The 22,442-nt window shown below is 56.9% G+C and carries 20 protein-coding genes; 15 read left to right on the top strand and 5 right to left on the bottom strand.

What is annotated here, in order from left to right:
* Positions 1-21: 21 nt before the first annotated feature.
* A complete protein-coding gene (locus OXR04_RS07765; RefSeq protein WP_009091308.1) occupies positions 22-600 on the bottom strand; it encodes a DedA family protein in 579 nt (192 codons plus the stop codon).
* 204 nt (positions 601-804) lie between these two features.
* Here OXR04_RS07765 and OXR04_RS07760 point away from each other — a divergent pair, with 204 nt between their 5' ends.
* From OXR04_RS07760 to OXR04_RS07750, 3 genes are all read left to right on the top strand, one after another.
* Positions 805-1,392: a Yip1 family protein gene (locus OXR04_RS07760; RefSeq protein WP_009091306.1), complete on the top strand. Its 588-nt coding sequence runs from the start codon at positions 805-807 to the stop codon at positions 1,390-1,392.
* A gap of 177 nt (positions 1,393-1,569) precedes the next feature.
* A complete protein-coding gene (gene pbpG, locus OXR04_RS07755) occupies positions 1,570-2,517 on the top strand; it encodes a D-alanyl-D-alanine endopeptidase (RefSeq protein WP_267372534.1) in 948 nt (315 codons plus the stop codon).
* Positions 2,518-2,732: 215 nt separating this feature from the next.
* On the top strand, positions 2,733-5,174 hold the full coding sequence (locus OXR04_RS07750) for a DUF3772 domain-containing protein (protein WP_267372533.1): 2,442 nt from the start codon (positions 2,733-2,735) through the stop codon (positions 5,172-5,174).
* On the opposite strand, the gene OXR04_RS07745 is transcribed toward OXR04_RS07750, so the two are convergent.
* A complete protein-coding gene (locus tag OXR04_RS07745) occupies positions 5,171-5,686 on the bottom strand; it encodes a carbohydate-binding domain-containing protein (protein ID WP_267372532.1) in 516 nt (171 codons plus the stop codon). The two genes, OXR04_RS07750 and OXR04_RS07745, sit on opposite strands and share 4 nt — an antisense overlap.
* A 284-nt stretch (positions 5,687-5,970) precedes the next feature.
* Positions 5,971-7,674: a D-lactate dehydrogenase gene (gene dld / locus OXR04_RS07740; RefSeq protein ID WP_267372531.1), complete on the bottom strand. Its 1,704-nt coding sequence runs from the start codon at positions 7,672-7,674 to the stop codon at positions 5,971-5,973.
* A gap of 156 nt (positions 7,675-7,830) precedes the next feature.
* Between dld and bglX the strand changes: the two genes are divergently transcribed.
* From bglX to OXR04_RS07725, 3 genes are all read left to right on the top strand, one after another.
* Positions 7,831-10,128 (top strand): beta-glucosidase BglX, encoded by a 2,298-nt coding sequence (gene bglX, locus OXR04_RS07735; protein ID WP_009091300.1) that lies wholly within the window; start codon positions 7,831-7,833, stop codon positions 10,126-10,128.
* An 88-nt stretch (positions 10,129-10,216) separates the two neighbouring features.
* Positions 10,217-11,092, top strand: coding sequence for an oxygenase MpaB family protein (locus OXR04_RS07730; RefSeq protein WP_267372530.1), 876 nt, complete (start codon positions 10,217-10,219; stop codon positions 11,090-11,092).
* Between the two features lie 248 nt (positions 11,093-11,340).
* Positions 11,341-11,655, top strand: coding sequence for a hypothetical protein (locus OXR04_RS07725; protein WP_267372529.1), 315 nt, complete (start codon positions 11,341-11,343; stop codon positions 11,653-11,655).
* Positions 11,656-11,657: 2 nt separating this feature from the next.
* Here the strand turns inward: OXR04_RS07725 and OXR04_RS07720 are convergent, their stop codons facing one another.
* Positions 11,658-12,464 carry a DUF4225 domain-containing protein gene (locus OXR04_RS07720; protein WP_267372528.1) on the bottom strand — a complete coding sequence of 269 codons (807 nt, stop codon included), beginning with the start codon at positions 12,462-12,464 and terminating at the stop codon, positions 11,658-11,660.
* Between the two features lie 231 nt (positions 12,465-12,695).
* Here OXR04_RS07720 and OXR04_RS07715 point away from each other — a divergent pair, with 231 nt between their 5' ends.
* The 5 genes from OXR04_RS07715 (at position 12,696) to OXR04_RS07695 (ending at position 16,743) form a co-directional block, all read left to right on the top strand.
* A complete protein-coding gene (locus OXR04_RS07715) occupies positions 12,696-12,923 on the top strand; it encodes a hypothetical protein (RefSeq protein ID WP_267372527.1) in 228 nt (75 codons plus the stop codon).
* Between the two features lie 132 nt (positions 12,924-13,055).
* A complete protein-coding gene (locus OXR04_RS07710; protein WP_267372526.1) occupies positions 13,056-13,526 on the top strand; it encodes an OsmC family protein in 471 nt (156 codons plus the stop codon).
* A 390-nt stretch (positions 13,527-13,916) separates the two neighbouring features.
* Positions 13,917-14,987, top strand: a complete 1,071-nt coding sequence (locus OXR04_RS07705; protein WP_267372524.1) for an amidohydrolase family protein — start codon at positions 13,917-13,919, stop codon at positions 14,985-14,987.
* Positions 14,962-16,236, top strand: coding sequence for an MFS transporter (locus OXR04_RS07700; protein ID WP_058957726.1), 1,275 nt, complete (start codon positions 14,962-14,964; stop codon positions 16,234-16,236). Before OXR04_RS07705 ends, OXR04_RS07700 begins: the two co-directional genes overlap by 26 nt.
* A gap of 48 nt (positions 16,237-16,284) precedes the next feature.
* Complete coding sequence (locus tag OXR04_RS07695) at positions 16,285-16,743, top strand: GNAT family N-acetyltransferase (RefSeq protein WP_140028256.1); 459 nt, start codon at positions 16,285-16,287, stop codon at positions 16,741-16,743.
* A 10-nt stretch (positions 16,744-16,753) separates the two neighbouring features.
* Here the strand turns inward: OXR04_RS07695 and OXR04_RS07690 are convergent, their stop codons facing one another.
* Positions 16,754-17,833: an NAD(P)/FAD-dependent oxidoreductase gene (locus OXR04_RS07690; RefSeq protein WP_140028257.1), complete on the bottom strand. Its 1,080-nt coding sequence runs from the start codon at positions 17,831-17,833 to the stop codon at positions 16,754-16,756.
* Positions 17,834-17,909: 76 nt separating this feature from the next.
* Here OXR04_RS07690 and OXR04_RS07685 point away from each other — a divergent pair, with 76 nt between their 5' ends.
* From OXR04_RS07685 to idi, 4 genes are all read left to right on the top strand, one after another.
* A complete protein-coding gene (locus OXR04_RS07685; RefSeq protein WP_140028258.1) occupies positions 17,910-18,365 on the top strand; it encodes a MarR family winged helix-turn-helix transcriptional regulator in 456 nt (151 codons plus the stop codon).
* 183 nt (positions 18,366-18,548) lie between these two features.
* Positions 18,549-19,658, top strand: coding sequence for a suppressor of fused domain protein (locus OXR04_RS07680; RefSeq protein WP_009091285.1), 1,110 nt, complete (start codon positions 18,549-18,551; stop codon positions 19,656-19,658).
* A 191-nt stretch (positions 19,659-19,849) separates the two neighbouring features.
* Positions 19,850-21,745 carry a methyl-accepting chemotaxis protein gene (locus OXR04_RS07675; protein WP_046101475.1) on the top strand — a complete coding sequence of 632 codons (1,896 nt, stop codon included), beginning with the start codon at positions 19,850-19,852 and terminating at the stop codon, positions 21,743-21,745.
* Between the two features lie 146 nt (positions 21,746-21,891).
* Positions 21,892-22,434, top strand: coding sequence for an isopentenyl-diphosphate Delta-isomerase (gene idi / locus OXR04_RS07670; RefSeq protein WP_009091282.1), 543 nt, complete (start codon positions 21,892-21,894; stop codon positions 22,432-22,434).
* Positions 22,435-22,442 lie beyond the last annotated feature (8 nt).

The following is a 22,442-nucleotide window of genomic DNA, read 5'->3' as shown; positions in this document are numbered from 1 at the left end:
CGTTTGGGCAGCTGTCAGCGCTTATTGATCGGCCCGACGGTTATGCCAGCGCCGGATCACCCAGCGCAGGACAAAGGCGAACACCACCGCACCCACCAGCCAGAGCAGATGTTTCAGATGCTGATCGAGTTTATGCAGCCACGGCGCGATAATGCCGCCCGCAAAATAGCCCAGCGTGACAAAGATCAGCGCCCAGATGGCCGCACCGATGATATTGAGGATAAAAAATTTCATCGGATTGAGGCGGCTGGCCCCGATGATGATGGGACCAATCAGGCGAAAGCCATACATAAAGCGCACGCCGATCACAAACAGGCTGGGACGGCGTTTGATCAGGCGGTTCGCCTTCACCACCTTATCCTGATGCTTTTTAAAGCGGCGCAGGATGCGCGTCCCCCAGCGGCGGCCAACCCAGTAGAGCAGCTGGTCGCCGATGATCCCGCCGCCCATCGCAGCCAGCACCACGCCCGCATAGTGCAGCAGTCCTTCATGGGCAGCCACGCCGCCCAGTAAGGTAAATGTCTCCCCCTCGGCAATACAGCCAATCAACAGTGCCAGATAACCGTACTGCGTAATTAATGCGTTGATATCCAGATGCAAAGTGACACTCCCTGTTCGGTGGCTGTTTCTTCAAGTCTATACGCGAATTGGCTTCGCTTCCGCCCGGGCCGCGCGGGTGCGTTTATTTCTGCTGTTTTTTTGTCCGGTCGCCACGAAAGTTTTGCTGCCGTTTATACTTGAGAAGACGCTGCCCCCAAAGACGCATGCTCATCGGGCGGCCCACTGCATCAGAGGAGTGACTGTATGAACCATGTCTGGGGACTTCTGGCGCATCCGAATCAGGAAATGCGTGATATTAAGCAAGAGAATGAGAGTGTATCGCACCACTATACCCACCATGTTCTGCTGATGGCGGCGATCCCGGTGATCTGCGCCTTCATCGGGACCACTCAGCTGGGGTGGAACCTGGGCGAGGGGCGATATGTGCAACTTAACTTGGCGACCGGGCTTGGGCTCGGCATCCTGTTCTATCTGATTATTCTCGGTGGCGTCGCGGTGATGGGGCGGGTGATCCACTGGATGGCACGTGATTATCCGCAGCGGCCCGGCGTGCAGCGCTGTACCGTCTTCGCGGGTTATGTGGCGACACCGCTGTTTCTCAGCGGGCTGGTGGCGCTCTATCCGCTGGTCTGGCTCTGCGTGCTGGCGGGTGCGCTGGCGCTGCTCTACACCGGCTATTTGCTCTATATCGGCATTCCGCTGTTTCTGAACATCGACCGTGAAGAGAGCCTGCGCTTCTCCGGCTCCACCCTGGCGATCGGCGTGCTGGTGTTTGAAGTGTTACTGGCCCTGACCGTGGTGCTGTGGGGATATGGTCCCCGCCTGTTCTAGACAACCGCTGCCGCCGGCCTGGCGGCAGTTTTCTTTTTACGCCCGGATACACTCTCCCCAGGAAATTTCTTAACCTTCCGCGTATGATGCTGCTGCCAGCCCGCGCGCCGACGTGACTGAGGCGGGCGGCCTGTGTCTCTCTGGCACAGTACATAACACCAACCGGGTTTTTCTACGATGTCTGCAAAAATTCGTTCCAGCCTGCTTTCGCTGGCACTGCTCGTTTCCGGGCAGATTGTTTCACTTCCGGCTCAGGCGACCACCTCCCTGTCGCAGCTTACGCCTATTGCTCAGCCGCAGATTGCCTCTGGCAGTGCGATGATTGTCGACCTCACCAATAATAAAGTGTTCTTCTCCAGTCACCCGGATCGGGTCAGGCCGATTGCCTCTATCACCAAGCTGATGACGGCGATGGTGGTACTGGATGCGCACCTGCCGATGAACGAGATGTTAACCGTCGATATCAGCCAGACGCCGGAAATGCGTGGCGTTTTCTCACGCGTGAAGCTCAACAGCCAGATTAGCCGCCGCAACATGCTGCTGCTGGCGCTGATGTCCTCAGAGAACCGCGCTGCCGCCAGCCTGGCTCATGCCTATCCGGGCGGATACAACGCCTTTATCCGGGCGATGAATGCCAAAGCGCGGTCGCTGGGTATGAAACAGACCCGCTACGTGGAGCCGACCGGCCTGTCGACGCAAAACGTCTCCAGCGCCCAGGATCTGGTCAAATTACTCAAGGCGACGCGCGAATATCCGCTGCTCGGCGCCCTCAGCACCACCAAAGAAGAGACGGCCGTGTTTGCCCATCCGAGCTATGCACTGCCGTTCCGCAACACCAACCATCTGGTCTACAAAAATGACTGGCATATCCAGCTGACCAAGACCGGTTACACGGACGAGGCGGGGCACTGCCTGGTGATGCGCACCATGATCAACAATCGTCCGGTGGCGCTGGTGGTGCTGGATGCCTTCGGCAAATATACCCATTTCGCGGATGCCAACCGTCTGCGTAGCTGGATCGAGACCGGCAAAGCCGCGCCGGTGCCTGCGGCTGCGCTGGCGTACAAAAAGCAGAAGTCGGGCCAGGTCGCCAGCAACGGGGACAGCAGTGCCGGCGTGGAGTAAAGAGAGCAGAGAACGTCTGCTGTGTTACCCGGCGTTGTCTGCTGTCTGAGCAGACGCGCCGGGCGAGCCGGGCAGCGGCGTAACGCGCGCGGTCTGCCCGGAATTAGCCCGAAAAATACCCGTTATTCCTATATTGCCATCCCTTGCAAAGTCCTACACTACGCGCGACTGGCGAGGGACGATCGCCTGATATAAGCTGCCGGAATTTTACTCATATGTTTATAAGATCCTTTTTTGCATGGTTAATGCTGACGCTGGTGGTGTTTGCCCCGGCGGTGACGCAGGCGGCGGATGATATCACCGCGGCGGCACAGGAACAGGAACAGGATACCCAGCCGAAGCTGAATGCTTCGGTTGAACTGCCGAAAATGCAGAAGATCCTCGATAAGATTAAGAGCCAGGTGTCAGGCGACGCGGGCGAAAACAAACTGAATCAGCTGAATGAGATGGCGCTGGAGCTTTCCGGCAATGCCGACACGCTGGGTCAGGCGCTGATCCCCGATCGCCAGCAGCTGGAAGCGCAGTTGCAGGTGCTGGGTCCGGCCCCCAAAGCTGACAGCGGGGTAAAAGAGACGCCGGAGGTGACGCGCAAGCGAAACGCGCTGGAGAGTCAGAAAAGCAAACTCGACGACCAGATCAAGCAGGCAGAGGGCATTAAAAATGGTGCCTTAACGCTGTCGTCGCAGATTGTTAACCTGCGCCGTGACCAGCTGAAAAGTCAGCTGGCGCTCAACTCCGGTACCATTCTCGGTGCGCGTTTCTGGTCTCCCCTGACCAACAGCCAGGACCTGGACGGTGAGAAGATCGGCGAGTTTCTGCAGGAGCTGCAGGACACCGCGGCGCTCTCCTGGGAGCCGGGCTGGCGGATAGGCAGTACGCTCTGGCTGCTGGCGGCGCTGCTGGTGATGACGGTAGGTCGTCGCTACAGCGAGGAGTTTCTCGCCTGGGTCAGCATTCATAAAATGCCGGAAGGCAAACTGCGCCGCAGCTTCCTGGCGGCCGCGATTGCCCTGACCACGCTGGTGGCGGTGGTGCTCACCTTTAACTTTATCGCTCTGGCGTTTACCCGCCGCGATGAGGTCTCGGAAAATGTGCAGGACTTTGTCGATCGGCTGGTTCAGCTCAGCGTCTTTTGTGGCCTGATAGCCGGACTGGGGCGTGCGTTTCTCTCTACGCGGCGGCCGAGCTGGCGTTTGCCCACCATCTCCAATGAAGTGGCGCTGGCGCTCAAACCGTTCCCGCCCATTACCGCGGTGCTGGTGTTTATCTTCCAGACGGTGGAGGCCTTTAACTACAGCGTCGGCACCAGTCTGAATACCACCATTTTCGCCAACGGCCTGACGGCGCTGCTGATAGGCAGTACCGCGCTGGCCATCAGCATGCGAACCAACCGCGTTCGTCGTCGCATGACGCTGGCAGGCACGCCGCCGGAAGCCCGCTCTACGCTGGTCGGGCTGATCCAGCTGGGGCTGACCCTGACCGCGCTCGCGATCCTGATCTCGCTGCTGGTCGGTTATGTCACGCTGGCACGCTTCCTGAGTTATGAGGTGATCTGGTGTGGCCTGCTGTTTGGCTCCTTCTACTTCCTGAGCCATCTGCTCAACGATGGCTGTGAGAGTCTCTTTTCGACCAGCAACGCAACCGGCCGCCGCATTCAGAGTTCGCTCAACATCAATGAGCGTCATCTGCAGCAAACCGCCACGCTGCTGACGGCGATTGGTAAGACCATCCTGGTGCTGTTTGTGGCGCTGGCGCTGGTCAACGGGACGTTTGCCTCATCAACGCCGATTGAGCTGCTGCAGAAGGTGATTGAGTTCTGGGGCGGGAAAGGGCTGGAGTCCCTGAATATCGTTCCGGCACACATGGTTAATGCGCTGATCTGCCTGATTGTCGGCATCTATGTGCTGCGCTCGGTGCGCCGCTGGCTCGACACCGACTTCCTGCCAAAAACCACCATGGACGTGGGGATGCGGGTGTCGCTGGTGACGCTGTTCAGCAACATCGGTTATGTGCTGATCATCCTGCTGACCCTGTCGATCATGGGGCTGCAGTGGAACAAGCTGGCCTGGATCGTCAGTGCGCTGTCGGTCGGTATCGGTTTCGGCCTGCAGGAGATCGTGAAGAACTTTATTTCGGGCCTGATTCTGCTAACCGAGCGGCCGGTGAAGGTGGGCGATCTGGTGACCATCAGCGGCATCGAAGGGGATATCCGCCGGATTAACGTGCGTGCCACCGAGATCCAGCTGGGTGACAAATCCACGGTCATCGTGCCGAACTCGCAATTTATCTCGCAGAACGTGCGCAACGCCACGATGGGCAATGCGCAGGGTGTGGTGACGATTACGCTGACCTTCCCGCTCAATATCGATCCGGTGAAAGTGCGCGATATTCTGCTCGATGTTTACAACGAAAACGAACGCATTCTGGAGACGCCAGAGCCGTCTGTTTCGTTTAAAGATCTGACCCAGCAGGGCATTGTGCTGAGCGTGACCGGTAACGTGGCCGGGCAGCGCCAGATTTCCGGCGCCAAAAGCGATCTGCTGTTCGATATTCTGACGCGCCTGCGTAAAGAGGGCATCCTGCTTTCCACGCCGCAGACCATGATTATCGAACGCCGTCAGCAGCCGGATGCGGAACCCGAAGAGAAGCTGGTTTAAGGCAAAAGGGCCGGGTTCTGCCGGCCCTGATCGTCGTTCCGCGAGCGCAGCGAGGCGAGGAGGCGATCCTCTGCTCTGTCCGGGCGTTTGTGCGCGAACGGCTGCCAGTATTCACGGACGACGGGAACCTGCACCGATTCGCCTGCGCCAAGGCCGGTGAACTTCTCTGTCGGCTCCAGCCGGGTTAAACCGCCGACAAGGTGGGTCATTCTGAACTGGTCATGTTCGACCCGCAGCCTCTGGTGGACGTTGCTCAGGTAGAGGGCCCAGTGCCGGTCCGTCAGGGCCGGGCCGTTGTTAGTCAGGGTAAGGGTGGCGCGATTGCAGGCGGCGAAGTCGCCACCCACTGCGGCACAGTCGGTGCCATGAAGGGCAGCCTGATTATCGTTGACCTGACAGGTGAGCCTGAAGTGACGGATTGGATTCACTCCCCGCTGAACTGAGACGCTGCCGTAAGCTGAGGCTGTAAGGCTCAGCAGCGTGAGCGCCATAAGGTATCGCTTTAACATCATGATTCATCCCTGCTGAAACGGATAGTGCGCTACCCGTGAGGGTTAGCGCTGCCTGAACAAGGCATTCTCTCTTTTTCTGTTATTTTTCAACGGCACTCTATTTTCCGGCTGACGGATGATCAATTGGCAGGGCAATCTTTTGTGAGATATTACGCAGAACAGAATCGCTTTATAAATAATCAGGGAGAATATCAGAAAGGAGGTTAACTGTTTTTAATGCGGATGTTATCTGAATAGCCTTAATCAGCCCGCCGCTTTGATGAGCAGGCGGGCCGGTGAGCCGATTACGGCTGCTTTACTGCCCAGCCTTTTTGCTTGCTGGTTTTGCCGATGCCGGGATTAAAGCTGTTGGTGGGATCGAGCTGGCGATAGAAGGCCACCAGCTGCGGTTTCGCCTGATAGAGATGGCCCACATTGTGCTCGGCGGGGTATTCCGCGCCGCGCGCCTGCAGAATCTCCAGCATCTGCGCTTTCAGGGCGTGCACGTCGACACCTTTTCTGACGATGTAATCCTGATGGAAGACGTGACAGAAGAAGTGACCATAGTAGAGGCGATGGCTCAGCGAAGCGCGGATCGCTTCAGGCAGCGTTTCAAACCAGTCAGCATCGTTGCGACGCAGGGCGATATCCAGCGCCAGGATATCCTCGACCTCGTCAGCGTGCACCGCGTGATAGCGCACGGCCGCCCCTGCAGCCGCGAACCGATGCAGAAAAGCGTGCGCCCCCTCTTTGCCTTCGCACTCAAAGAATTCGCCTCCGCCTTCACGGAAGTAGTCGCGCAGGTAGTTACGCGCTTCCGCAACGCCTTCACCAGACATCTTCAGCATCAGATGATGTTCATATCTGTCGCGATACTGCTTCATGCGTTTGGGCAGATGCGCCGGGAACAGCCGGCTCAGGCGCTGCATCAGGCGGTCGGTGAAGTGCGGTTTAACGAAGGCGAGTTTGTTCAGCCAGGCATCGACCCGCCCCTTCAGCGTGAAGAACAGCGGCATTTTGTCGGTGCCCAGCCTGTCGATCATCAGGAAGGTATCTTTGCCGTAGACCTCCGCAATGTCATAGATGTCGCGGTGCATATATTCACCCGCCACCGGCAGATGGGTGAAGTGCGCCAGAATGTGACGGCGGATATCGGTGAGGACGCCAGGCTCGTTGGTGCCGATATAGAACACCTGCTGCTGGGGTTCGCTGGCAAAGGTGTCCAGTCGCACGGCAAACACCGCCAGCTTGCCGGCACAGCCCGAGGCTTCGAACAGACGGCGCGCATCGGCGTTATAGCGGGCGGGCGTATCGGCATTCACGTCACGCACCCGGTCAGCATATTCGTGGTCAGAGGCGTGGCGGCCATCGTGCTGCACATCACCGGGCTGCCAGCGATCGTCATCCAGCCGGCCCAGAATCTCTTCCGGCGTGCTGCCTAACTCAATGCCCAGATGGTTCACCAGCCGCAGTTTGCCCTCCGCATCGATTCGGGCGAACAGGGCCATTTCACTGTAGGCCGGACCGCGTTTGATCAGCGATCCGCCGGAGTTATTGCAGATGCCGCCCAGGACCGACGCGCCGATGCAGGAGGAGCCGATCACCGAGTGCGGTTCGCGTCCCAGTGGCTTCAGCGCTTTTTCCAGCTGATAAAGGGTGCTGCCGGGGAAAGCCAGCACCTGCTGGCCGTTGTCGATCAGCTGCAGCTTATCCAGCCGCAGGGTGCTGACAATCACCAGCGGGCGGTCGTAGTCGTCGCCATGCGGCGTCGAGCCTTCTGTCAGGCCGGTATTCGCCGCCTGCATCAGAATGATGACATCCGCCCTGACCAGCGTTTGCAGAACCCGCCAGAGCTCCAGCAGCGTTCCGGGAAACGCCACGGCCAGCGCATCCCCTTCGCCGGAGCGAAAGCCTTTGCGATAGCGGGCGGTCTGTTCAGGTTCAGTCAGCAGATGAGAGGGGCCGACGAGGCGGCGCAGGTCAGAAAGCAGGGCAGAGGTTGGTATCATGAGCAATTCCCTTGTCTTATCAGTGCGCCTTAACTGTAGCACGTCCGCTCATCTCCTCGCAGTGTGACAGCGGCAGGCTACCTGCTATTCTCATCTTGTGGCACACTGCCGCCTGTTAATACGATATTGCGCAGTTACTTAAGAGAACCCAACCTGATGAAATGGATTTACTCTGTTAGTCTCGCTGTTTCCCTCGCGATGCAACCGGCACTGGCTGAGACCGTGCCAGGTCACCACCCGATGACCGAACAGGCGCGGGATGCCTTCGTTAACCAGCTGCTGAAAAAAATGACGCTGGACGAAAAGATCGGTCAGCTGCGTTTAATCAGCGTCGGACCGGATAATCCCAAAGAAGCGATTCGCGACATGATTCAGAAGAGTCAGGTTGGTGCGATCTTTAACACGGTGACCCGCCCGGATATCCGCGCCATGCAGGATCAGGCGATGCAGCTCAGCCGGCTGAAGATCCCGCTCTTTTTCGCGTTCGACGTCATCCACGGCCAGCGCACCATTTTTCCTATTCCCCTTGCGCTGGCGTCGAGCTGGGATCTGGATGCGGTGAAAGAGGTCGGGCGCGTGTCCGCCTATGAGGCAGCCGACGATGGCCTGAATATGACCTGGGCACCGATGGTGGATGTCACCCGTGAACCGCGCTGGGGGCGTGGCTCGGAAGGGTTTGGTGAAGATACTTATCTCACCAGCGAGATGGGCCGCAGCATGGTGCAGGCGATGCAGGGTAAAAGCGCCGCCGATCGCTACAGCGTGATGACCAGCGTCAAGCACTTCGCGCTCTATGGCGCGGTCGAAGGCGGCCGGGATTACAACACGGTGGATATGAGTCCGCAGCGCATGTTCCAGGACTATCTGCCGCCTTATAAAGCCTCTCTGGATGCGGGCAGCGGCGGCGTTATGGTAGCGCTGAACTCCATTAATGGCGTACCGGCGACGGCGGACAGCTGGCTGCTCAAGGATCTGCTGCGCGGTCAGTGGAAATTCAAAGGCATTACCATCAGCGACCACGGCGCCATTAAAGAGCTGATTAAGCATGGCGTCGCCAGCGATCCGCAGGACGCGGTGCGCATCGCCCTGAAGTCGGGCGTCGACATGAGCATGAGCGACGAGTATTACAGCAAATATCTGCCGGATCTGGTGAAGCGCGGCGAAGTCAGCATGGCCGAAATTGATGATGCGGCGCGTCATGTGCTTAACGTCAAATATGATATGGGGCTGTTCAACGATCCCTACAGCCATTTAGGGCCGAAAGAGAGCGACCCGCAGGACACCAACGCGGAGAGCCGTCTGCATCGCGCCGAAGCGCGCGACGTAGCGCGCAAGAGTATCGTGCTGCTGAAGAACCGGCTGGAGACGCTGCCACTGAAGAAATCGGGCACCATTGCGCTGATCGGGCCGCTGGCCGACAGCCAGCGCGACATTATGGGCAGCTGGTCCGCGGCGGGCGTGGCGAAACAATCCGTCTCGCTGCTGCAAGGGATGCGCAACGCCACCGAAGGCAAAGCGACGCTGCTCTATGAGAAGGGCGCCAACGTTTCCGATAATAAAGGCATTCAGGACTTCCTGAACCTCTATGAACCGGCGGTTTCCATCGACACGCGTTCACCGCAGCAGATGATCGACGACGCGGTCGCCAAAGCGAAGCAGGCGGATGTCATCGTTGCCGCCGTAGGTGAAGCGCAGGGTATGGCCCACGAAGCCTCCAGCCGCAGCGACCTGGTGATCCCGCCGAGCCAGCAGAAGCTGTTGGCCGCGCTGAAAGCCACCGGCAAACCGCTGGTGATTGTGCTGATGAACGGACGCGCACTATCGGTGGTGAATGAAGATCGTATGGCCGATGCGATGCTGGAGACCTGGTTCAGCGGGACGGAAGGCGGTAACGCCATCGCCGATGTCCTGTTTGGCGACTATAACCCGTCGGGCAAGCTGCCGGTCTCCTTCCCGCGTTCCGTGGGGCAGATTCCGATCTACTACAACCATCTGCCCACCGGCCGGCCTTACAACTTTGCTAAGCCGAACAAATATACGTCGCACTACTATGATGCGGTTAACGGCCCGCTCTATCCGTTTGGTTACGGCCTGAGCTACACCCGCTTTACCGTGTCTCCGGTGAAAATGTCGTCGCCGACCATGCCGCGTAACGGCAGCATCGAAGCCAGCGTGACGGTGACCAACAGCGGTCAGCGCGACGGTGCGACGGTGGTGCAGATGTATCTCAACGATCCGGTCGCCTCCATCAGCCGTCCGGTGCAGGAGCTGCGTGGTTTCAAACGCATCATGCTGAAAGCGGGCGAGTCTCAGACCGTGACCTTTAAGATCGACGTCGATGCGCTGAAGTTCTGGAACCAGCAGATGCAGCATGTGGCGGAGCCCGGCAAATTCAACGTGATGATTGGACTCGATTCCGTTCGTACTCAGGATGCGCAGTTCAACTATCTGTAACCGCCCGCCTTTCTCCTGAGAAAGGGGGTGCGGCGCGTCGTTAGCGTCCTGCTACGGCGCGCCGCGTCATTTCACTATCAGAGCCACCATGATAAATCTGCGAGACCGTATTCAGCAGCAGGTCTTTCGCCTTAACGGCCTGTCGATGAATGAGTTTGACCTCTCCCAACCGCCTGGCGATCCCGGCCTGTTTGGCCCGGACAGCGTGATCTGGCGCGTCCACGGCGACTTTACCTCCATGATGTGCGGCGGGATCAGCGCGCTGCTATTGCAGATGCTGCATCCGGCGGCGCTGGCGGGCGTCTGGGATCACTCCAATTTCCGCGAAGATATGATGGGCAGGCTGCGGCGTACCAGTCAGTTCATCGCCGTAACCACCTACGGTAATCAGCAGGATGCGCAGACGCTGATCGACCGGGTGAAACGCATTCACCTTAAAGTCAGCGGCGTCGACAGCGAAGGCAAACCCTATGCCGCCAGCGATCCGCATCTGCTGACCTGGGTACATGTGGCAGAGACCAGCCGTTTCCTGGCGGCCCATCTGCGCTACAAAAATCCTCACCTCACGCGTGCCGAACAGGATCGGTACTATCAGGAAGCGGCGCTGATTGCTGAGTCGCTGGGCGCGGAGCGGGTGCCGAAAAGCGTCGTGGATGTGGCGGATTATCTGCAGCAGATGCGTCCGGAATTACGCTTTGATGCGCGCACCGCTGAAGTGACGCGTCTGCTGATGAATGCGCCAGCCCCGAGCTGGCAGGCGAAACCGGTGATGAAAGTGATGCTGGCGTCGGGGTTCGGGCTGATGCCAGCATGGGCGCAGGCGATGTCCGGCCGTGAGACAGGGCGCTTTCAGCAGGCGATGATTGATCGGAAGATTAATGCGATTGCGGTCGGGTTGCGCTGGTCGATTCAGAGAGGAGCCTGGTATCGGGCGATGGTGAGGATGGGGAGGGAGGTAAGGTGAGAGGTTCACCAGAAAAAAGTGGGATATTGCCGTTTATAATAAGATCATCTAACCGTAGTCGTTAATAAAAGGTTTTAAGTAAAGGCTTTCGTTCAGACAGTCAATTAAATGGCGTTAGCCACCTCAGACTGATAGGGAAGATAGTAATGTCCGTTTGTGCCAACAGAGCAAGTTGCCGCATGAGAAGCAAACAAGTATATAATTGCGTTAGAATGACTGCACGTTTTAAAGATGAAAGGTAGTGCACTATGATAGTTAGTGAATCAGAGCTTTTGAAGTCGGGCTTTACTGATGCTGATTTGAAAAAAATCAAAAATAATCTTGAAAGCTACGGTGGTACGCTGGATGAGGCTGTAGTGGATTTAAAAAACAGATTCAGAGTGCTATTGTGGATTGTTTCCGCCTGCACGCTCGTATTTATATTTCTTCTCAGTTTCTCAACTAAGCCATACATCTTAGGCGGTGGCCTGTCACTGCTTATCGGGATAGTCTTAGTGACATTTATTCAACCGCCAGTCCTGGCCTGGAAGTCATGGCGCTACTGGCGGTTGAAAAAGGCTTAGCGTTATTGGTTACTTACGCTGAGTAAATCGAATGTCACCTTAGCTGTTACACCCCAGCCGATTATTTTCATGGTCAGCTTTGGGCGACTTATGGTGTCAATTTCACGAGTGTAATCACGGGCCATCCATCTGTATAGTCGCCATGCGCCGGGCTTTCTCGCCAGCCCCCAGACGCTGTAAATACTGGCTGAAAGCGTTGCCATATTGTAAAAAGCCAGTCCTGACTCTGCTTTAAATCCCATGAATTTCGCAGCCTGCATTACACCATCGGCAAACATACCTTCTGTTTGCACGTCAGACAGGCTGGTAATAAGTTCTTTGGACAGGCCATTAAGCCCGTCCACAACGAGAACGGCACCAGCCAGTACGCCGACAGGTGTCATTGTTGAGATCATCAAACCACCGCCGACAACAGCAAAACCTGAAATCACGACACGAACAGCGGAAATCATGTAACCCACAATTTTGTTGTTTTCACGCACAAATTCTACTTTGGCGTAGAGTTCTGCTGTCCTGGAACGCAATAATCGCCCCTGCTCTTCAAGGTTCTCTGTTTCAGATCTGAGGTTCCTGACGCACTCCAGGCATTCTTCATCAGACTTAGCCTGACGGGCAGCAGTGAACTGCTTGTCGATAACCGATTTTATTTCCTGAACAAATTGTATACGGGTAAGCCCATCCTTGAGATGGAAAGCAGACAGCCTATTAGCTGTGTTGATTAGCTTTCTGGCTTCAAGGTTGACCATTGTTTCAGCCCAGGCTTTATTCCTCCCACCCGAGCGCATCATTTCAAGCAAGACTGCGTCCATTTTTATCTCCCTATGCATCGCATCTTCGATAATACTCTTTGATTATTAGCTGTAAACAGCGGCAGGTTGCTCCGTCGGTCATCAGCAGGGGTAATAATAAGCAGCGTACCCTGACCGTCATTATTGAACAGGATGCGCGCAACGCCTGTTTTTACATCTGGCTCACCGACCTGTTCCTTAGTCAGTATGCGGTGTGTGTCTGCTGGCTACGAAATTAAAGGGTTACTGATAATGCGCTTTATTTTACCTGTTTTTACTTTTGTTTTTTGTGTCATCGCCATATCAAAAGCTATTGTTCTCATCGTGCCTGTAGAGTTCTTTTATGACATTGCAGATGTTTTTCCTATCAATGGCGATGAGGCAATCCCCGACTTTGTACTCACAGCCAATATCGTTGTTTCTGTCCTGATGTCTGTTGCGCTTTTATGGATGCTGAAACGTATTTTCAGAAAGCCTTGAGCAGGGTTGTACACGTACCTGCACGCGTTTTCATTGTGCTGATTCTATCACCCGACAGAATGTGGTTGAGTAAACAGCAGAAGCTCCCTCTCTGTTTCCCCCCGTTTTATCCTTAATAAAGGAGTCAAAAAAATGGAACATCACTACACATCGCGCATCTTCTGGACCGGCAATCTGGGTACGGGGACGTCGGGTTATAAAGCGTATGCAAGGACGTGGGATATCGCCATCAGCGGGAAAGAGGTCATCCATTGCTCCAATGATCCCCTGCTGGGTGGCAACGCCAGTAAAATGAATCCTGAAGACCTCCTGATATCCTCTCTTTCGGCATGCCATATGCTCTGGTATCTGCATCTGGCTTCCGATGCCGGGATTACGGTTCTCGGCTATGAAGATTCTCCCTTAGCGACAGGTGAAATATCAAAAGGCGGGGCGGGGCGCTTTATTTCGGCGGTGCTGAGACCGACGATCACGGTAGCAGAGGGGACAAATCTTGATGCAGCCACGGCTATTCACCATGAGATCCATAAAGTCTGTTTTATCGCCAGATCGGTGAATTTTCCTGTCTCCTGTGAACCAGAATTTATCATCCGTCAGGCGTAGAACACGCATCTGTGCCTGTTCTGAAACGTCGCGGTTTTTACTGATTTCACACCGCGACTTTTCTTCGTCGCTCTCTTTCCCGTCTCCCGAAACGGGGCGTCCCTGAACCGCATCCTCTCTCCCGTTCCCGGTCATCAGTGCACCGCCGCTGAGCAGCAGCTGGCTCTGAAGCGCGGCGTGTCCTTAAAGTAAAATATTTGTGATTAACATCGTATTTACATTAAGCGCCTCCTTTTTTTGCTGGCTGAATTTTATCCGCTGAGCCTATAGTGAATTTATTCAGTAAAACTGAGTTTTATCAGATAAAACAATGCGGTTCGGGTCTGTTCACCTGTCCGCCACGCGAAAAATGTCGGGATCTGATTTTAATCAGAAGGTTAAGAGGACGTTATGGAGATTGTTAATGCACCGCATCTGCCCGTTCGGGAAGCGTGGCTCGCGCGTCATCATGAAGAGGCGCTGATGCCCGAACTTCCGGTCGTGGATGCGCATCATCATTTGTGGGATCGCCAGTCAGGCCGCTACCTGGTACCGGAGCTCAGCCAGGATATCGAACAGTCCGGACACCGGATTCTCTCGACGGTGTATGTTCAGTGCCGCTCCATGCTGCGCCGTCACGGGCCTGAAGCGTTCAGACCCGTCGGAGAGGTCGAGTTTGCAGGCGGTTGTGCCGCGATGTTTGAAAGCGGTCACTATGGCGAAGCCGCAGGTTGTGAAGCCATCGTTGGCGGTGCCAGCCTGCTGGCTGGGGACGACCTGCTGCCCGTCGTGGAACTCATGCTGGCGCGATCGGGAGGACGACTGCGCGGGATGCGGAATCCGCTGGCCTGGCATCCTGATCCCCGCGTCAGCTCCAGTCCCGTCACGCCGCCCGCCGGTCTGGCGGCCAGTGACGCATTCCGGCGCGGGGCAGCCTGCCTTGCCCGCAACGGACTTTCGCTGGATGTCTGGGTTTATCACACTCAGCTCGATGAAATTGCCGGACTGGCCCGCGCGCAGCCCGATCTGCTGGTGATTGTGGATCACTGCGGCGGACCGATTGGAACGGGGCCTTATGCCGGTAAACAGGATGCCGTTTTTCAGGCGTGGAAAAAGGGGATTATCGCCCTGGCGGCGCTGCCCAACGTGCGCATCAAAATCAGCGGTTTTGGCATGACGGTCATGGGCTATCCCTTTGCACAATACGACACACCACCTGACTCCCTGACGCTCTCCCGGGCCTGGCAACCGCTGTTTGAAACGCTGGTTGAGGCATTTGGCGTGCAGCGCTGCATGTTTGCCAGCAACTTCCCGGTCGACAAAGGCATGTTCAATTACGGTGTGTTCTGGAATGCCTGCAAAAGGCTGGCGGAGCAGGCTTCTGCGGCCGAACAGGCGCATCTCTTCTGGCGCACCGCGGCATCAACCTATCGCTTATCCTCCCTGGAGAATATGGATGAATATGAAATCAAAAGTGCATGAGGCGCATCCTCTCGATGCGGACGCCTCCGGTTCAGTGCTCTCCTATTCATCGGCTGAAAAAAGGACCCTGGCGCTGGGCGGGTTAGGCTGGACATTTGAAAGCTACGACTCTTTTTTGCTCTCTCTGCTCTTACCCGTGCTGGGCGTGGTATTTGGCCTCGGCAAAACGGAACTTGGCGTGTTTATCAGCGCCACGGCTGGCGGGCAGATTATTGGCGGCATTCTCTTCGGGCTGGTGGCCGATAAAATCGGACGCGTAAGAACGGCCCTGATCTGCATCGCCATCTATTCGCTTTTCTCCGGTCTGCTGGCGTTTTCCCACAATCAGCAGGTCTTTACCTTGCTGCGATTCTGCGGTGCGCTCGGTATGGGCGGGATGTGGACATCAGGCGCGGCGCTCATCGCTGAAACCTGGCGTCCGGAGCGCCGTGCGCGCGGCGGCGCGCTGATGCAGATGGGGCTACCGGTGGGCGCAATCCTGGCGATTGGCCTGACGGCACTGGTCACGGCAATGACCGGTGGGCTGGAACACGGGGGATGGCGCTACCTGTTCATGATTGGCGCCTTGCCGGTTTTTATCATGATGGTTATTGCGTACATTACGCCCGAATCGCCGGTATGGCTGGCGCGCCAGCAGGAACGCGCACAGCGGCAGACTAAAAAGGCCAGCGCCGGCAAAACGAACATCAAAGGGTTGCTGCTGGCGTTTACCTTTATCTTCTTCATTCAGTATCTGTTCTGGGGCGTCTTCACCTGGACGCCCACTTACCTTCGTGAAGTGAAGCATCTCGATTTTCTTCACAGCCTGAAGTTTGTGCTGGCCCTGCAGACCGGTGCGATTGCTGGCTTCCTGGTGTTCTCACTCATGGCCGATAAATGGGGACGCCGGCCGATGTTTCTGCTCTATCTCCTGATCGGTGCGGTCGCGGTCGGATTATATCTGGTGACGACGCAGCCGCTGATTCTCATGGTGGCCATCTTTATGGCCGGTTTCGGGGTTAACGGTATTTTCGCCGGTTCCGGACCCTTCCTGGCCGAGATTATTGGCGACACCCAGTCACGCGGCTTTCTGATGGGCCTGGCTTACAACGGGGGGCGTCTGGGCGGCTTTATCGCGCCGCTGCTCATCGGCTATGTGGCCAGCATTGGCGGCTTCACCGCCGGGCTGGCCACCACCGTGCTGGCCTTCGTCGCCGCGATGATTGTGGTCTGGATGGCACCAGAAACAAAAGGCGTTAAGCTGAAGTAAATCAACGGGCAGAGTCGTTCCGGAAGCGACCTTTGACGGGGAGAACAGATGTTCAGCATTTCAGAAGTCGATAAAGGGGATAGCGACCTGGTGCGCCTGGTCGGCGAACTCGACGCTTTTCAGCGCGAACTCTATCCGGCAGAAAGCAATCACTGTCTGGATCTCTCAACCGTCGGTGATGAGCAGCTGAAGTGCATTATCGTTCGTGATGAGCAGGGCTTGCCGGCAGGGTGTGGGGCCTTACTCTTCCAGGAGGCGGGCTTTGCGGAGATCAAGCGGGTTTATATCCGGCCGGCCTACCGGGGCAGGAAGCTCGGCGAGCAGATCATCGCCGCCATCGAGACGATAGCTTCAGAAAACCGTTTACGCGAACTGCGGCTTGAAACCGGGATTCATCAGCAACCGGCTATCGCACTCTATCGCCGATGCGGGTACGCACTATGCGAGGCGTTCCCACCCTATATGCCCGACCCGTTAAGTCTGTTTATGCGCAAACGGCTTTCATAAGGCCATCGGTTTACTCTTTTTCGCTGAACCAGTTCTGAAAACCAGACAGGGCATCGGGCATCATGACGTGCGCGCGTTCCATAATCTTTTTTTCCGCACTGCGTAATCCGTCGAACGGTTCTGATGACGCGCAAATGGCCAGGGCGACATCAGTGGCATCAAGCATGGCAAGATTGACACCGACGCCGACCGGTGGCATCAGATGAGCAGCATCCCCAATGAGCGTGATGCCCGGACGCGGCGTCCAGCTAAAATCCGCAGGCAGGCTGTAGATGGGACGTCTGACATATTCAGCAGGGGCATTAACAACGGCCTGAAGGGCATCAGCCCACTCCCGGTAAGCGTCTCGCACATATGAAGTGATATCGCTGCACGCACTATCCCGCTCAATGCGTTCAATATCTCTTTTCATCGCCGCATAAACGCAGATCCTTCCGCCCCCGTTGCGCTGTGTGACCAAAGCCTCAGCCCCGCCAAAGCTGAAAGCGGTTCCTTTTCCAGCGATACCATCGATTCGTCGGGAGGGGCGATCTATCCAGCCTTCAAAAAAAGTGATGCCCGTGTATTCGGGACGCGTCTGCGTCAGGTAGTCTCTTACCCGTGACCAGGCCCCATCCGCACCGATGATAATATCTGCCTCAGAATCTCTTCCGTTTCCGAAAGTCAGCCTGTACCTGCCATTCAGGCCAGTATCGACGTGATGAAGTTTATGTCCCCACTGGAGGGACTCTGGCGCAAGGGCACTCAGCAGCAAATTGATTAACTCACCGCGGTCAATTTCGGGTTTATCGATTTCACCTTCCGGCATCAGGCTGTCATCCACCGCCTCTCCGGTGCGGTGATCCAGCATCCGGCTTTCCTGATCCTCATGTCTGGCTATTTTTATGAAGGGTTCCAGCAGGCCCGCTCTGCGTAAAGCTTCCTGACCGCTGTCAGGATGCAAATCCAGCGATCCTCCCTGGTTTCGTTCAGCATCCCCTGACTTATATTCAAACACCTGGACGTCAAAACCATTGCGCTGAAGTATGACGGCCGCAGTGAGTCCGGCTGGACCACCACCAACAATCGCGATATTCGGTTTGTTCGGCATAGGGATTTCTCTCAGCTGTGGAGTGTATACTCTATAATCACAAAGTTGACATATCAACCTGAAGGGGCAGACAGAGATGGATAGCACCGGGATTTCAGATAAAGAGTGGATGGCATGGCGGGGTTACCGCCGGCTTGCAGAAGTCATAACGGGCCGTATTGTCAAAAATATTACTGAGGCAACCGGTCTGTCCGGCGCGGATTTCATGATTCTGATGGAAATCAGTAAAAGTCCGCAGGGCGCACTGCTTCAGCGTGAGTTGCTGGAATACCTGGAGTGGGACAAGTCCCGGCTTTCACACCAGCTCTCACGTATGGCTTCCCGGCATCTTGTGCTGAAAAATCGTCATGACCCGGCTGGCATTTCGGTCAGCCTGACAGATACAGGGCGTCAGACGCTCGCAAAAGCGCGACCGGTGCATGCTGAGAGTGTCAGGCAACATTTTCTCGACAGGCTGACACCTGAAGATGTTGATTTGCTGATCGGGATCACGGGGCGATTGCGGCACTCTGGCAGTGGCTTCATCGAATAATCCTGTTATGACCCTGCTGAGCTGGGGGCCGGCATCAGGAAAGGTCGCCGACGCAGTGAAATTCGTGTCGTCTCCGTCCATCCTTCCCACTTTGAGACTATTACCCTTGTCTCCGCGTGCAGCAGTCACGATCCTGCTCTATTCTCGGGGAAAATGGATTCCTCCAGGCTTTGTCGAGGCACTATGACGTACAAATCCCTGATTGCTGAAGTCCACAATCAGCAGCGCACCCTCACCGCTATTGTCGAACAGGATGCGCGCACCGCCTATTTTTACATCTGGCCCACCGACCTGTTCCGCAGTCAGTATGCGGTGCGCGGCTGCTGGCTGCGAAACCTGCTGCCCGCACCGGCGCAGGAAGATCGCGAGGCGATGGAGCAGGGCATTGCGCCGCTGCTCAGCGCCGAATATTGCCGTAACCTGGAAGCGGAGCCTGCACTGAATCCCGCCGGGCTGCAGGTTCTCTGGGAGCCGAGCGATGATGGCGCGGCGCTCTGGTATTACGGTCAGCTGCTGGCGGTGATCCCCGGCTGGAGTCTTTACCAGGATAAGCAGGTCAGCTTCTCTGCGGGCTGCATCAAAAAGAACCGGCTGACGGCCCCGCTGGGTTCGGCCTCGACCAATGACTACTATGCCCGTGCAGAGCAGCAGCGTCAGTTCTGGCGCGAATGGCATGATGGCAGCGAGTGGGACAAGGTTCAGCAGGATCTCATGGCCTGCTATCAGAGCCGCTTTGGCGAGTCGGTGAAATATTACGCGATCGATCAGGGGAGCTGGCCGCCGATGGCGATCTCCCAGCACTGGCATCAGGGCGTCTGGTACTTCCTGACCATTGGCATGAGCATCCGGCCGATGCCGCAGGTCGACTACCTGTTTGATGAGCTGGCACCGCAGTATCGCCGTATCGAGCTGGGGATGGCGGTGGATGGCGAGGTCATGACCGAAGGCAATGCGGTGCAGATGGCGAGTGCTCTGGCGGAGTTTGTGCATCTGCCGTGGGCGCGCCTCACCTGGCTGGGGGAGGGGCATACGCTGGCATCGGAAGTCGCGCCGGTCGGCTTTGAGAGCTTCCTGCTGGCAAATGAGCTGGCCAGCGAACCGGCACAGTTTAAACTGCCCAAGCGCGATGGCGATCGTCCCACACTGCTCTGGACCACACCCATCACCGAAGCGGAGCGGCAGTTCGCCCAGGCGGATGAGCATGGCGGTCAGAAGTTACGGGAATTGTTAACTGCTGGCGGCAGTAACCACATCTTCCGTCCGCGTCAGGAGGTTGTCGATTCAGAAGGCTAGGCCAGGCAAAACAGGCCTCTCCGCCCCTTCCCCGGCTCGGGCCGGGGAGGTGATAATCCCTCAATGAAATTAAATTTTCACAAAAATTAAACATTTATTAATTCTGTGATCCCGCTCACCTCAAGTTCCCCGTAAGCGAGCCGTTAACCCGGATCAGGCAATCGCGCCATACCAGGTTCAGGGGAACAAAGATGTTTAAAACAACACAATCCCGCTTTACCGCAACAATGATCGCGTTCTTTGTTGCGCTTTTACTCGTTACAGTTTGGGTCATCAATCAGTTTGTCGCACCGCAGCTGGTCGACAGCGAAAGCCGTCTGGTGCGTTATCAGGTCGATTCGCTGGCCTCCGGTATCGTCGAGCAGATGAACCGCGTTCAGGCTCAGCAGCGTGCGATTACCGAAGCGGCCTCCGTCATGGACAGCGCCACCATCGACACCCTGTTACCGACGCTGGTTAACCAGTATCAGGACAGTAATGTCTTCGGCGGCGGTATCTGGCCGTTGCCAAATCGTCGCGATCCCGCCAAAGAGAAAAACAGCAGCTTCTTTGCCCGCAATGCCAGCAACGAACTGCAGGTCAACACCTACTGGAACTCCGATGCCGCCGACAAATACTGGGAGCAACCCTGGTACAAGGATGGCCTGGCCGCCCCAAAAGGGCAGTGCGCCTGGGCAAAAGCCTATCAGGATGCCGCCAGCCCACAGCCGCGAACCAACTGTGCCATGGCGATCTACCGCAACGGCACCGTCTGGGGCGTGGCAACCATCGACGTGACGCTGGGATTCTTTAACCAGCTGGCGAAGCAGATGGGCGAAACCATTCAGGGCAACGTGCTGATCGTCGAAGCGGATGGCAAAGTTGTCGGCAACGGTGCGCTGGTGAATGCCGCGCCGAAGCTGGAGAACCTGGCCGATGTGCAGACGCCGATGGCAGCGCCCCTGAAAGCGCTGCTGAGCGGGGCGGGCACCCAGCCGCTGGAAACCACCTATGACAGCAGCGAAGGCGAGCAGACGCTGTTTCTGCAGGCCATTCCCGGCAGTCCATGGTTTCTTGCCAGCAGCCTGCCGACCAGCCTGCTGAAAGCGCAGTCGCACAACATGCTGACGCGTCTGGGCCTGGTGCAGATTCCGCTGGCGGTGATCCTGCTGCTGGTGTCGCTGGGCTTTGTCCGCGCGATGATGAAGCGTCTCAGCGTGCTGAACAGCAACATCGAAGCGCTGTCGACCGGCGGCGCGGACCTGACCCAGCGTCTGCCCGCCAGCAACAGCCCGGAGTTCAATGCCGTTGCACAGAGCTTTAACCAGTTCATCAGCTATCTGCAGGGGTTAATCCAGCAGGTGGGCGACAGCGCGCTGGCGATCACCGCCGCGTCGCGCGAGATCGCCAGCGGCAACGCCAATCTCTCTTCGCGCACTGAAGATCAGGCCAGCTCGATTGTGGAAACGGCGGCATCGATGGAGCAGCTGACCGGCACCGTGCGTCAGAACGCCGATAACGCCACTCACGCCAACCAGCTGGCGGGCGATGCTTCGCAGGTTGCCGCACGCGGTTCAGAAGTGGTGCGTCAGGTCGTCACCACCATGGGCGAGATCCACCATTCGTCACGTAAAGTGGTCGACATCATCAGCGTGATCGACAGCATCGCGTTCCAGACCAATATCCTGGCGCTGAACGCCGCCGTCGAGGCAGCCCGTGCCGGTGAGCAGGGGCGCGGTTTTGCGGTGGTGGCGTCAGAAGTGCGTAACCTGGCGCAGCGCTCAGCCAATTCGGCGCGTGAGATTAAAAAGTTAATTGAAGAGTCCGTGGCGAACATTGATACCGGCAGCGCGCTGGTGGAGCAGGCGGGTCAGACGATGGATGAGCTGATGCAGGGCGTCAGCAGCGTAACGACGCTGATGAGCGAGATCATGTCAGCCAGCCGGGAACAAAGCATGGGGATCGAGCAGGTTAACGTGGCGATTACGCAGCTGGATGGCACTACCCAGCAGAACGCCGTGCTGGTCGAGCAGGTTTCCGCTGCGGCTCAGGCGATGGAGGCGCAGAGTACCCAGCTTGAGCAGGTGGTGCAGAGCTTCCGGCTGTAATTCTTCCTCAGGCCAGCGTTGCTGGCCTGATTTTCGTCTGGCGTCATCCGCTTACCGCCGCCCGATAAGGGTAAAAATTCCTTTCTGTTACGCCCAAACCGTGAATCTTGTGCCAGAATAGTTGAGAATAATCTCAAGGAAACGCCATGTCTGCTATTGAAGTTATCCTCGTTGACCACCTCGATCGTCCCACCGGCAAAATGGAAAAGCTGGAAGTGCATGAAAAAGGACTACTGCACCGCGCGGTGACGGTCTACGTCTTCAATTCCCGGCAGGAGCTGTTACTGCAGCGGCGCGCCAGCGATAAATATCACTGTGGTGGCTTGTGGAGTAATACCTGCTGCGGGCATCCGTATCCTCATGAATCGACCCGTGACGCCGCTGAACGCCGCCTGCGCGAAGAGATGGGCATGGTGGTGACGCTGACGCCGGTGTTTGAGCTGAGCTACAACCTGAAGCTGAGTAATGGCCTGACCGAACATGAATATGGTCACGTCTTTTTTGCCGTCTGCGACAGCCTGCCGCAGCTCAATCCGCAGGAAGCGGACGCCTTCGATTATCGCCCGATGGCGTTGATTGAAGAGCAGATGCAGCAGCAGCCAGAGCAGTTCACGCCGTGGTTTTTGCATACCTTCCCGCGTATCCCGGACTATCTGGAGCAGTTTCCTTTCCCGGCCGTTACGGCATAAAAAAAACC

This window comes from Pantoea sp. GM_Pan_3 (genome assembly GCF_026541045.1).
Classification (GTDB): Bacteria; Pseudomonadota; Gammaproteobacteria; order Enterobacterales; family Enterobacteriaceae; genus Pantoea; species Pantoea anthophila.
Note: the sequence above shows the minus strand (reverse complement) of the source record. Positions and strands in the feature narration are given on the sequence as shown.

Coding starts and splice junctions, on each gene's coding strand:
- idi (WP_009091282.1), top strand. CDS start 21,892: ATGTCTGCTATTGAAGTTATCCTCGTTGACCACCTCGATCGTCCCACC.
- OXR04_RS07705 (WP_267372524.1), top strand. CDS start 13,917: ATGGAGATTGTTAATGCACCGCATCTGCCCGTTCGGGAAGCGTGGCTC.
- OXR04_RS07695 (WP_140028256.1), top strand. CDS start 16,285: ATGTTCAGCATTTCAGAAGTCGATAAAGGGGATAGCGACCTGGTGCGC.
- OXR04_RS07680 (WP_009091285.1), top strand. CDS start 18,549: ATGACGTACAAATCCCTGATTGCTGAAGTCCACAATCAGCAGCGCACC.
- OXR04_RS07715 (WP_267372527.1), top strand. CDS start 12,696: ATGCGCTTTATTTTACCTGTTTTTACTTTTGTTTTTTGTGTCATCGCC.
- bglX (WP_009091300.1), top strand. CDS start 7,831: ATGAAATGGATTTACTCTGTTAGTCTCGCTGTTTCCCTCGCGATGCAA.
- OXR04_RS07745 (WP_267372532.1), bottom strand. CDS start 5,686: ATGATGTTAAAGCGATACCTTATGGCGCTCACGCTGCTGAGCCTTACA.
- OXR04_RS07750 (WP_267372533.1), top strand. CDS start 2,733: ATGTTTATAAGATCCTTTTTTGCATGGTTAATGCTGACGCTGGTGGTG.
- dld (WP_267372531.1), bottom strand. CDS start 7,674: ATGATACCAACCTCTGCCCTGCTTTCTGACCTGCGCCGCCTCGTCGGC.
- OXR04_RS07760 (WP_009091306.1), top strand. CDS start 805: ATGAACCATGTCTGGGGACTTCTGGCGCATCCGAATCAGGAAATGCGT.
- OXR04_RS07700 (WP_058957726.1), top strand. CDS start 14,962: ATGAATATGAAATCAAAAGTGCATGAGGCGCATCCTCTCGATGCGGAC.
- OXR04_RS07730 (WP_267372530.1), top strand. CDS start 10,217: ATGATAAATCTGCGAGACCGTATTCAGCAGCAGGTCTTTCGCCTTAAC.
- OXR04_RS07710 (WP_267372526.1), top strand. CDS start 13,056: ATGGAACATCACTACACATCGCGCATCTTCTGGACCGGCAATCTGGGT.
- OXR04_RS07725 (WP_267372529.1), top strand. CDS start 11,341: ATGATAGTTAGTGAATCAGAGCTTTTGAAGTCGGGCTTTACTGATGCT.
- OXR04_RS07685 (WP_140028258.1), top strand. CDS start 17,910: ATGGATAGCACCGGGATTTCAGATAAAGAGTGGATGGCATGGCGGGGT.
- OXR04_RS07690 (WP_140028257.1), bottom strand. CDS start 17,833: ATGCCGAACAAACCGAATATCGCGATTGTTGGTGGTGGTCCAGCCGGA.
- pbpG (WP_267372534.1), top strand. CDS start 1,570: ATGTCTGCAAAAATTCGTTCCAGCCTGCTTTCGCTGGCACTGCTCGTT.
- OXR04_RS07720 (WP_267372528.1), bottom strand. CDS start 12,464: ATGGACGCAGTCTTGCTTGAAATGATGCGCTCGGGTGGGAGGAATAAA.
- OXR04_RS07675 (WP_046101475.1), top strand. CDS start 19,850: ATGTTTAAAACAACACAATCCCGCTTTACCGCAACAATGATCGCGTTC.